We start from the raw sequence: 10,099 nt of genomic DNA on the forward strand, positions 1-10,099 counted from the left end.
CCCGCTATTCCGAAAGCCAGGTGTCGTACAGCCAGGTGCGCGCGGTGGATTCGGTACCGAACCCGTGCACCTTCGGCGCGAGACCGAAAACCTGGGTCTCGTCGTAGAGCGGAATCACGTAGCCCTCGGAGAACAACCGGTCCTCGATCGCCTGCACCGCGGCACCGCGCTTGGCTGGGTCGAATTCGAAGGCCTGTGCGCGTACCAGCTGGTTGAGCTGCTGATCGGGAGCCGGTGCGTGCAGTTCGTTGGTGGCAGCACTGTCGAAGGCCGTGCGCAGCACATCGGGCTCCGCGCGTGAGGTCTGGCCCTGCACCAGAGACCAATTGGCCGGACGCGCGGCTTGCGTCGACTCGTATTCAGTCAGTGAGGCCGCGTTGATCTTCAACTCCGCACCGGCCTTACGCCACTGCGACTGCAGCAGTTCGAGCACCGGCTGGGAGACCTGGTAGTACGGCGCGACCCAGACGTCGAGTTGCAGGCGCTTACCGTCCTTGACGCGGATGCCGTCTGCGCCAGGCTTCCAGCCTGCCGCCTCCAACAGCGACTTGGCGCGGTTGAGGTCATAGCTGAGAAAGCGGGTGGCGTCGCCCCGATTCGGGGTGCCCTGGACCAGGATGCTGGTGGGCACCGGATAGCTCGGCGAGAGCACCGTTGTGTTGATCTCCTGCCGGTCGGTGGCAGCCTGCAACGCCAGGCGCACGTTCTTGTCGAGCACCGGCGTCGCCGAATCCAGTTGGAACGACAACTTGTTCGTCTGTCCCTGGACCGGGAACGCTTCGATCACGCCGCCGTCCGCGGTGACGGTTTCCTCGTCGTAGGGTGCGATATTGCGGGCGATCTGGGCCTCGCCTGATTTCAGCGCACCCACCCGGGTGCCCGCTTCCGGAACGGTCTTGAACACGACCCGCTCCAGGTACGCCCTACCCTGATGCCCGGAACCCTCCGGTGCCCAGTTGTAGTCCTCACGCCGTTTGAGGGTGATTCCGGTTGTACCGTTGACCGATTCGACCACGAACGGTCCCGAGCCGATCCAGTTCTTGGCCTGGCCCTGGCCGTTGAGGTCTTGGTTCAGGAACGGCGCGGCCAGAATCGAGCCGGCCCGATAGAACGAAGCCACCTGCAGGAAGCCGGCATTGGGCTTGGTGAAGGACACCTTCACCGTCAGCGGATCGACGACCTCGCTGGACTTGTAGTCGGAGAAGAAGGGGTCCGGCGGGATCCCGAGCCGCTGGTCCCCGAACCCGTGCTGGTCATAGTTCGCTTTGACGATGGCGGCGTCGACCGGGTCCCCGTTGCTGAACGTGACGCCCTCGCGCAATCGGAAGGTGTATTCGAGTTTGTTGTCGCTGATCTGCCAGGACTTCGCCAGCCACGGTTTGATCGCACCGCTCTTGGGATCCTGCCAGGTGAGGCGCTCGGCGAGGTTGTTGGTGACCTGACTGTTGGACCAGATGGAATTGGTCGGCAGCCATGCGGTGTACTCGATCGGATCGTAGAAGTGCAGTGTGCCACCGGGAGTCGGGTCACCGGCGGGGCGCCCGGGCGAGGACGACGACCCACCACAAGCGGAGAGCGCTGTCGCCAGGGCGATGGCCACCGTGCCCGCGACCATGAGCTCGCGCAGTCGAGAATTCCTCATGGCGGTGAAGGCTAGAGCCACCGAGCGCGAGAACCGCCCCTTCGGATCGACAAGAATTCATGCACGATTCCTGAAGTTTGCCTTGAGCCTCCCGCACCCCGAACTGCGTTCGAATCAACAGAATTCTGATCACCATGATTTCTATGCGTGCCACCCAACCGGGCGCCGAACTCACACGCGAGACCATCTCGCAAACCTCATGTCTTGCGGGTACCGAACTCAGGGCGGCGGTCCGCCCGGACGTCGTGTCCGCCACCGCGAATTGATGTAGCGCTTGGACTCGAGCGAACAGGACTTACCGGTGGTGTGGACGGAGGTCTCAGGCTGGCGACCGCTGGGGCAGCTGGTCTGGATCATTTCTGCCCGCAAGGCCAGCTCGAGCAGCAGCCGATCGTCGGTGTTGAACTCGAGACCCCATCGCAGTGCGGTGGCGAGGATCAGCATGTCGTTGAAGGAGTTTCGCCTATGCCGCTCGAGGTTGGTGCAAGCACCGAGGACCTCACGGAGAAGATCGACCGTGATGTCGATCTCACTCATCGTCAATGGCGGGGGCGCTACAGCGACGCAACCGAGGAAACCGGGCACGGTCCCCCACGATCCTGCCGGTATTGCGGTCGATCGCGACCGAAGCCATGCCCTCGATCAAGGCGAATGCTTGAGCATGCTGTACGTTCGCTACGCCTGATGCGACTGTTCGAGCACCGGCTATTCCCAACTGGGGATGGGGAGTCCACCCTCATTCCTGAAACCTCTGTTCACTGTGTTCAGGACATTGGTTAATCGCGGCTCCCCCGACTCGCACTCGGGGGAGCCGCGTCCACTTTGTGGACCGTTCCAATCACGCGGTGGGCACCGAAAGCGTCGGAGTGCAGTTTAAAGTCGCCCTATGTCACGAGGGTTGGGCATCGCGCAACGACAGCTGTTCGACGCGCTCTACGCCGCCTGATCTCTGGAATTGATCGGGTGGGACGTCAGCCGGTACGGCGAGGATCTCTTCAGCGGTTTTCCCCGGCGAGGACCGCAGGTCGCACCCGACGGCCATGAGTTCTGCCTGGTTGTCCGGCGACGCCTCGCCGAGAATCGCGATGCGCGGTCGGGAACCTGGATCGAATTACCAACCTCGAACTCGGCGTGTCGTTCTCGCGAATGACGCACGGCGCCATGGGCTGATCCCTGCTGCGGGGCGATAGCTGGCGGCTCGTAACATCTTTGGAAGCCGTATGTAGGTGGGGCGATTGCGGATACCTGCGCATACCAGAGCGCAGGCCCGGCACATCGAGGGCATTCCCGCATTCCCTCGCCTGCTACGTACCGGAATTCGCCGCAACTATCTCGGGCGATCGACAAGCCTCACTACTCATCACCGCACGTGCGGCACGGGCACAGTGGCGATCGGGAGCAAACCGCACTGCGGTCGAGCTCCTGTGGGAGGCGGTGAGAGCGGCTACCAAGTCCGCCACGAATGCAGCCTTACCAACGTTTTCTGCGTTCCCTGAGCCGAGGCACCGAGACGCCAGGCGCCCGCATCAGGGCCCTGCTTCTGAATAGCTGCAGCCGAATGCCGACGCCGCGGGAGCTCTGACAGCAACCCGGTGGGCCCTCGGCGGCCCGCCTGGACACCTAGGGTTGCGGCATGGGAACGGTACGGGTTTGGACGGTGACCTCCACGGCACCAAGCGAGGATGACGCACAGGCCATCGCGCGGACCACCGTGGGCGAACGTCTCGCTGCTGGGGCAGAGGTCACTGGGCCGGCCACATCGGTGTTCTGGCATCTGGGTGAACTCGGCGAGGGCCAAGAGTGGCGAGTCACTTTGCGTACATCGACCGCGGTACGGGACCAGCTAGCGGCACGCGTCGCCGAGCTGCACCCTTGGGACAGTCCGGAGGTAACCGCGAGCCCGGTCGAGTGGTGCATCGACAGTTACGCCGAATGGGTCGAACGCACTACAGCCGCGTCGAACTAGGGAGACGAGCCGCCACAGCTCGCCGTGCCAGTTCGGCACCGCCGGCGATTCCGGCAGTGGCGCACCGTAGCGCGACCTACGCTCCGTCCCCGCCGCGGCGCTCACCCTGATCGATCAACGCGGGCATCAGGTTTCGCGCGCCACCGGCGAGCCGCAGCCGATTCGGCTCGATCTTCGAGCACCTCGCGATAGGCGCGAGCCAACTGCGCGGTGGGCAGGGCCTCGTCGGCGGGAACCCCGCCGAGCAGGCGGATAGCATCCGGCACGCTACCGGTGGCCGGTGGACCGAACCCGCCGATCGGGGATTCCCGCGCACCGAGCGCGGACAGCAGAGTGCCGGTGTCGAACTGATCGAGCGTGCCGGTCATCGAGCAACCCCTTCGAAACAGATTGGGGCGCACTGGATGTGCGCGCGGGCGAACGATCCAGCCGTCCTTCGAGATTCGTTCAGCTGTTCGGCGGTGATCAGGATGTCGGCGAGAAGCACGTCGGTGCGTATGGCCATGGCATGACTCCTCTCGCGTTCCAGCGAAGCAGACACGGCCACAGCGATGAATCCTTGCGCTCAGTGGAATCGGAATCGGATCGCGCCGTGCCGCACGGTTGAGCAGTGTGCCACCGTCATGTCAGGACCGCGGAGGTCCCGCCGGACGCCGCGCCCGCCATCGAGAATTGATGTAGCGCTTCGACTCGTGCGAGGGCGGGGTGGCGGCGGCAGGTGCCGGCGGAATCAGGCTCGCGACGCCGCTGGCGTCGTCGGTCTGGATCATCCCGGCCCGCAAGGCCAATTCGAGCAGCAGCCTGTCGTCGGTCTTGAGCCTGAGGCCCCATCGCAGCGCCGTGGCGAGGATCAGCAAGTCGTTGAAGGAGTTTCGGCGATGCTGCTTGAGGTTGATCCTGGCGCGCAGGACCTCCTGCAGCAGATCGACCGCAATGGTGATCTCACTCATCGTCAACGGCAGCGGCGCCACCTCGACGTCGCTGAGGAAGCGAGCCCGAACCCCTACGATCCGCCCGATATTGCGGTCGATCGCGACCGAAGCCATGCCCTCGATCAGTCCGAACGCCCGCGCATTCTGCACATTCGCCACCGCCTGATGAGACTTCTCCAGGTAGGCGGCGAAACCATGACCCGCGAGACTGGCCGGAAAGTTGATCAGCAGCTTGTCGGTGCGGGCCATCCCCGCCTGGCCCTTGAGTATTCGGCCCTGGTACAGCTCCACGAGGTGATTGATATCGGGCAGACCCCACAGATGGTCCCTCGCGAGGCTCGGCAGCAGATATCGATACCCCCAGCCCTGCGGCGCCTGCATGCTGTAGAGCTCCTGCAGGGTCGTGGTGCTCGCATAGTAAGCACCCAGTTCGGGCGCCTCACACGATCCGTTGTGCCACAGGGACAAGAAGTTCGTATCCAGCAGCAGCTCCGATGCGAGGCGAACTCGTCGGCCGTGGCAACGGTCGGCGCCGTCCTCCGGCAAGAGGGAATTCTCTTGGACTCTCCGACACGCGCATGGCCAGACCATCCTCACCTCGAGCTGGTTGGGCGGCAGCCCGAACTCGAGCGTATCGAAGTCGACATCGGGCAGGCGACCTCTCATGCTCTCTGCCAGCACAACCATTGAAAGTAAGGAGTGCTGCAACAGAGTTGGTTCTGCCGCAGCTTGCCATGACGCTCCAGCAACACCGGCATGACTGCCGTGAACTGTGACACTGCAACGGCGATAGATGAGGTAATGACGAAGTGCCCCAACCGCTTTCATCTCGACACGATCACCCACACCCGTCCCGGCACCGTCGTGCACGGTACCGGGGCACCCCGCTACGCCGACGCGATCTCCGCATTCGCGCGACTGTTCTCGACCGGACGCGGCGGTGGCGTACTCGCCGCCTACCATCAGGGCCGTCTCGTCGTCAACATCTGGACCGGCATCGCCGGACCACGACCGCGGCGTCGCATGGCTAACACAACACCGCCGCACTGTCGTGTTCGACCGCGAAAGGCATCACTGCCAGCGTGCTACGCCGACCCGCAGAGCGAGGACTGATCGACTACTACGCACCGGTCGCCGAATACTGGCCCGAATTCGGTGCCAACGGCAAAAGAACATCACCATCGCCGAGATACTCAGCCACCGCGCCGGACTTTCGCATGTCACCCCGCTCGCCCGAACCTCGACGAACTCCTCGACCACCACCTGATGGAGGAACGCATCGCCGCCGCACCGAACCGATGGCGCGGAATACCCGCATACCACTCAATAACCTTCGGCTGACTCGCCTCCGGAATCGCCCGCGCGGTCACCGGCAAAGGCATGGGCGAGCTGTACCGCACCGAACTCGCCCGACCACTGCACACCGAAGGCCTCCACCTCGGCGCCCCACCGCCCTCGGCCAACACCACCGTCGCCACCCCGCACGGATCACCCATCCCGTTCGGCATCCCCCACGCCAGCCACCTCCTGCGGATCGCCAGACGAATCCCGGCCCCGGGCACCGGATTCATCCGTAGCATCTACACCCACGGAATCGAACGACTCGCCTCCGGAACCGACCCAGCGATTCTCAGCGAAATACCCGCCGTCAACGGCATATTCACCGCACGCGCCATCGCCGCGGTATACAACACGATCGCCACCGACACCCCACTGCTTTCGAGGTCACGGGTGCAGCAGATATCACGCGTGCAAACCTGGCTACCCGACCGAAACCTAGTTCTGCGCGGCGACACACCGAAATGAAAATCTTGAGCCACAATCGGACCATGCCGACCGCCGCGTCGTCGACACTGCACGCCAAGCAGTCACCCAGGTCAGACACCCTAACGGAAGGTCGAGCTGGAGATAACGGCCGCAAACGCCATGTCGCACGCGACACTCTCGAGCTGATCCTGGCAGTGGTGGGCCCCCGGCCTCGATCCAGGACCGTGACGGCGCCGACGCCGAGCTTGCGTAGCTGGCCGACGAGAGTAAGGCTAGCCTGTCAGGCCAAGGAATGCGCGAATCTCTGCGCACTGTGCTCAGGAGTGCAACCTGCGACGGTGCGAGTCGGGCATGGCGCCGATTCGGCGCCAACAGATGGGAGTGGCCTCAGTGGTGTTGAAGAAGGCGGAGCTCGAGATGCTGCGCGCGATGGTTGAGGCGCCGCGACTTGGCGTCCGGGAGTGGGCACGGCGGTTGGGCATCGCACGTGGCACCGCACAGGCGCGCATCAACCGGCTCGAGGAGGCCGGGGCGATCAAGTCCTATCGCCCAGTGCTGTCGCCCGAAGCGATAGGGGTGCCGGTGCTTGCTTACGTCCGTGTCAACGTTACCCAGGATCTGCTCGAGGACACTCTCGCCGAGCTCGAGCGTATTCCCTATCTGATCGAGGTCAACTCCGTGGCCGGTGACGCCGACCTCGTTTGCCGGCTCTTCGCACGGGACCTCGAACATCTCGAGGATCTATTGCGGAAAATCGTTCAGGTCAAGGGAGTCCGGCAAACCCGCAGCGAGATCGTGCTGCGGCGGCGCTTTGGAGCCCGAGTCGGCCCGCTGCTCGACTCGATCATCGCCGGAGCGGAATGACGGCCGTGAGTCTGGCTCCACCTCGAGACTGTGCCACCTGCTCGATATCGGCCCAATGCACCCGCACTTAACTGGACACAGTGCCTAATATTGTGGAAATTGTTTGACCGTATTGCCATCTCTTCGTTCTAATGGTGGGACGATTGGTCCCGGACCGGTGTCACTGCGGATGTAGTGGCACCGCTGCGTCGCCCGAGAAGGTGCGCACTGTCCTCACAGGTGAGAAGCAAGGTGGCACGTGTCGGATCTCAGTGTGAACGCTCACCCTCCGCTGGAGGGGATCCGGGTCTTGGAGCTCGGCAACTTCATCGCAGCCCCGTTCGCCGCGCGCATCTTCGCCGACTTCGGCGCCGAAGTGATCAAGATCGAGCGGCCGGACTCGGGCGACGAACTGCGTGGGTGGCGGCTGGGCCGCGGGTCGACGTCGATGATGTTCCGCACCATCGCCCGGAACAAGAAGTCGGTGACCCTGGACCTGCGCACCGAGGATGGCCGCGAGCTTGCGCTCGGCCTTGTCCGGAGCTGCGATGTGATCATCGAGAACTTCCGGCCCGGCACGCTGGAGCGGTGGGGGCTGGGCGCCGACCAGCTGACCGCCGCCAATCCGGACATTGTTCTGGTGCGGATCTCCGGCTACGGGCAGACCGGCCCCTACAAAGACCGGGCCGGATTCGGTGGCGTCGCCGAGGCCTTCGGCGGGCTGCGCCACGTCACCGGCTACCCCGACCGGGACTCGGTACGCCCGGGCGCCGCCGTCGGTGACTGCGTGGCCGGCCTCTACGGCGCGATCGGCGCCCTGATGCTGCTGCTGGCCAAGAAGGACGGACAACCGCACGAGGGCTTACGCGTCGCCGACGTAGCCCTCTACGAGTCGGTCTTCATGATCATGGACTCGCTGGTCCCAGACCTCGACGCCTACAACACAATCCGCGAGCGCACCGCAGGCCCACTGCCGGGCGTAGTACCCAGCGGGCTCTACCCGACCGCCGATGGGCAGTCGATCATGATCGCGGGCAACGCCGATCGCGCGTTCTCACGCCTTATGGTCGCAATCGGGCGCCAGGATCTTGCCGACGACCCGAGCCTCGCAGGCGGCCCGGCCCGCGCGCAACGCGAGGAGGAACTCGATCAAGCCATCACCGATTGGTCCCGCACTCTGGACGCGGCCGCGGCGGTGGACATCCTCGCCAACGTGGGGGTCCCGTCCGGGCCGATCTACGACGCAGCCGCGATCGTGCACGACCGCCACTACCAGGCTCGCGACATGCTGCGACCGGCCAAGATTCTCATCGACGGCGAACCGGAGGAGGTCCGGCTTCCCGGTGTTGTCCCCCGCCTGCCCGGCTCTCCCGGCGACGTGCGGTGGGCAGGCCCCGAGCTGGGAGAGCACACCGACGACGTCTTTGGCCGCCTGCTCGGCCTCACCCCCGGCCAAATCGAGGACTACCGCACACGGAAGGTGATCTGACGATGTCGATCACGATCAACGACGTCGTCCTTCGCGACGGCTTACAGGACGAGCCCGTCTTCGTCGAGGTCCCCGACCGCGTCCGGATCGCCGAGGCGCTGCTCGACTCCTGTCTGAGACATCTCGAAGTAGCCTCGTTCGTCAACCCAGCCCGGGTCCCGCAGATGGCCGCGGCCGAGGAGTTCGTCGCGGCCTTGCCCGACCGCACCGACGCCCGCTACAGCGCGATCGCACTCAACCCTCGCGGCGCGGAGCGCGCGATCGCCGCGGGTGTGCGTGACATCGTTCTGGTCGTCTCGGCCAGCGAGGGCCACAGCAGAGCCAACGCCGGGCGGGACGTCGACGTTGCGCTGGCCGAGATGACCACCGTCGGCGCGAAGTACCCGGACATCCGCTTCGCTGCGGCCGTGTCCACCGCGTTCGTCTGCCCATTCGACGGTGAGGTCCCCGCCGAGCGGCTCGTCCGGGTGGCGTCGGCGCTCGACACAATCGGGCTCACACACCTCACCCTGGCCGACACCCTCGGTATCGCCGAGCCCGAACTGGTGGCCCGGTCTGTCGCGGCGTTGCGCGACGCCCTGCCGGACACCGAGCTCGGGCTGCACTTGCACGATGCGCACGGTCGGGCACTGGAAACCGTCGACGCCGCCCTCGAGCTCGGTGTGACCCGATTCGACTCTGCCACCGGTGGCTATGGCGGCTGCCCCTTCGCCCCTGGTGCCCACGGCAACCTCGCCACTGAGACCCTTGTCGCGCACCTGGAGAACCACGGCATCACGACGGGGATCGACCTCGACCGACTTCACCAGGCGGCGGACCTGATCCGCACAATTCTCGTCGCGGCCAAGCCCCTGCAGCGCCCGCCGACCTGACCGACCCGGCCGAGCGGAGCCGGTTGGCGCTGTCGTTCCGGCGCCGACCGGCTCCGCCGTGTTCTTCCAGCAACGCAGATGACCAGGACATCTGAACCTGGGCTCCCTGGTTGAGGCTGCATTGAGGTTTCCGTCTCTGGACCGTGGAAGCGTCGTGGCCGGCGATAGCGGAATCCGCACCCGTCACGTCCAATGGGGCACCGTCGCGGAAGGACCGGTGGAAGGCTCCGTCGCGCTGGGAAAGCTGGTGCTGACCATGGGAGCGGGCTACGACCGGTGTTGGATCGTGCTGCCGTGAAGCTGGATTCGTTGATGGGTGAGGATCGGGGGGCGGTTCACCTGGTCCGAGCCGCGGAGACGGGCGCGAGAGAGTATGTGTCGGGCCTGTTGTCGGGTCTGGAGCCAAAGAATGGGTGGACGCAGGCCGAACGTGCTGGTGAGGACTGCCCGGACGGGATGAAGCGGTTGCTGCGTGCCGCAGACTGGATGCCCTGGTTGGTGTTTTGCTGGTCGAAGCGACCGCGACGGTGCGCGAAGCGTCGGTATACGGCAAGTTCTTGTTATCCGCTGCTGTGAGCAGATCGAACG

At 65.0% G+C, this 10,099-nt stretch carries 11 protein-coding genes and 1 pseudogene; 7 read left to right on the forward strand and 5 right to left on the reverse strand.

The window, feature by feature from the left end; translation table 11 throughout:
* Positions 1-4: 4 nt before the first annotated feature.
* Positions 5-1,642, reverse strand: coding sequence for an ABC transporter substrate-binding protein (locus ACWEKS_RS36015; RefSeq protein WP_452344243.1), 1,638 nt, complete (start codon positions 1,640-1,642; stop codon positions 5-7).
* Between the two features lie 219 nt (positions 1,643-1,861).
* Complete coding sequence (locus ACWEKS_RS36020) at positions 1,862-2,179, reverse strand: hypothetical protein (RefSeq protein ID WP_452344244.1); 318 nt, start codon at positions 2,177-2,179, stop codon at positions 1,862-1,864.
* Between the two features lie 1,096 nt (positions 2,180-3,275).
* On the opposite strand from ACWEKS_RS36020, the gene cutA reads away from it, so the two are divergent.
* Complete coding sequence (cutA, locus tag ACWEKS_RS36025; protein WP_452344245.1) at positions 3,276-3,608, forward strand: divalent-cation tolerance protein CutA; 333 nt, start codon at positions 3,276-3,278, stop codon at positions 3,606-3,608.
* Between the two features lie 101 nt (positions 3,609-3,709).
* On the opposite strand, the gene ACWEKS_RS36030 is transcribed toward cutA, so the two are convergent.
* The 3 genes from ACWEKS_RS36030 to ACWEKS_RS36040 all read right to left on the reverse strand — a co-directional run bounded on the left by ACWEKS_RS36030 (position 3,710) and on the right by ACWEKS_RS36040 (position 5,221).
* Complete coding sequence (locus ACWEKS_RS36030; RefSeq protein WP_452344246.1) at positions 3,710-3,976, reverse strand: hypothetical protein; 267 nt, start codon at positions 3,974-3,976, stop codon at positions 3,710-3,712.
* The gene (locus tag ACWEKS_RS36035; RefSeq protein WP_452344247.1) at positions 3,973-4,113 is read right to left on the reverse strand and encodes a hypothetical protein; all 141 of its coding nucleotides are present in this window, start codon (positions 4,111-4,113) and stop codon (positions 3,973-3,975) included. Before ACWEKS_RS36035 ends, ACWEKS_RS36030 begins: the two co-directional genes overlap by 4 nt.
* A 121-nt stretch (positions 4,114-4,234) precedes the next feature.
* The gene (locus ACWEKS_RS36040) at positions 4,235-5,221 is read right to left on the reverse strand and encodes a hypothetical protein (RefSeq protein ID WP_452344248.1); all 987 of its coding nucleotides are present in this window, start codon (positions 5,219-5,221) and stop codon (positions 4,235-4,237) included.
* 672 nt (positions 5,222-5,893) lie between these two features.
* Here ACWEKS_RS36040 and ACWEKS_RS36045 point away from each other — a divergent pair.
* The 6 genes and pseudogenes from ACWEKS_RS36045 to ACWEKS_RS36070 all read left to right on the forward strand — a co-directional run.
* Positions 5,894-6,346 (forward strand): hypothetical protein, encoded by a 453-nt coding sequence (locus ACWEKS_RS36045; RefSeq protein WP_452344255.1) that lies wholly within the window; start codon positions 5,894-5,896, stop codon positions 6,344-6,346.
* A 351-nt stretch (positions 6,347-6,697) separates the two neighbouring features.
* The gene (locus ACWEKS_RS36050; protein ID WP_452344249.1) at positions 6,698-7,171 is read left to right on the forward strand and encodes an Lrp/AsnC family transcriptional regulator; all 474 of its coding nucleotides are present in this window, start codon (positions 6,698-6,700) and stop codon (positions 7,169-7,171) included.
* A 238-nt stretch (positions 7,172-7,409) separates the two neighbouring features.
* Entirely contained in the window at positions 7,410-8,639 is a 1,230-nt protein-coding gene (locus ACWEKS_RS36055; protein ID WP_452344250.1) for a CaiB/BaiF CoA transferase family protein, read from the forward strand.
* A 2-nt stretch (positions 8,640-8,641) separates the two neighbouring features.
* Entirely contained in the window at positions 8,642-9,511 is an 870-nt protein-coding gene (locus ACWEKS_RS36060; protein WP_452344251.1) for a hydroxymethylglutaryl-CoA lyase, read from the forward strand.
* 154 nt (positions 9,512-9,665) lie between these two features.
* On the forward strand, positions 9,666-9,809 hold the full coding sequence (locus tag ACWEKS_RS36065; RefSeq protein WP_452344252.1) for a hypothetical protein: 144 nt from the start codon (positions 9,666-9,668) through the stop codon (positions 9,807-9,809).
* Between the two features lie 14 nt (positions 9,810-9,823).
* Positions 9,824-9,997: pseudogene (locus ACWEKS_RS36070) on the forward strand (IS701 family transposase); the annotation flags it as partial.
* Positions 9,998-10,099: the final 102 nt, after the last annotated feature.

This window comes from Nocardia sp. NPDC004711 (genome assembly GCF_053601595.1).

What these genes read in the sequence shown, in the direction of transcription:
- ACWEKS_RS36015 (WP_452344243.1), bottom strand. Translation starts at nt 1,642, where the DNA reads ATGAGGAATTCTCGACTGCGCGAGCTCATGGTCGCGGGCACGGTGGCC.
- ACWEKS_RS36020 (WP_452344244.1), bottom strand. Translation starts at nt 2,179, where the DNA reads ATGAGTGAGATCGACATCACGGTCGATCTTCTCCGTGAGGTCCTCGGT.
- cutA (WP_452344245.1), top strand. Translation starts at nt 3,276, where the DNA reads ATGGGAACGGTACGGGTTTGGACGGTGACCTCCACGGCACCAAGCGAG.
- ACWEKS_RS36035 (WP_452344247.1), bottom strand. Translation starts at nt 4,113, where the DNA reads ATGGCCATACGCACCGACGTGCTTCTCGCCGACATCCTGATCACCGCC.
- ACWEKS_RS36060 (WP_452344251.1), top strand. Translation starts at nt 8,642, where the DNA reads ATGTCGATCACGATCAACGACGTCGTCCTTCGCGACGGCTTACAGGAC.
- ACWEKS_RS36030 (WP_452344246.1), bottom strand. Translation starts at nt 3,976, where the DNA reads ATGACCGGCACGCTCGATCAGTTCGACACCGGCACTCTGCTGTCCGCG.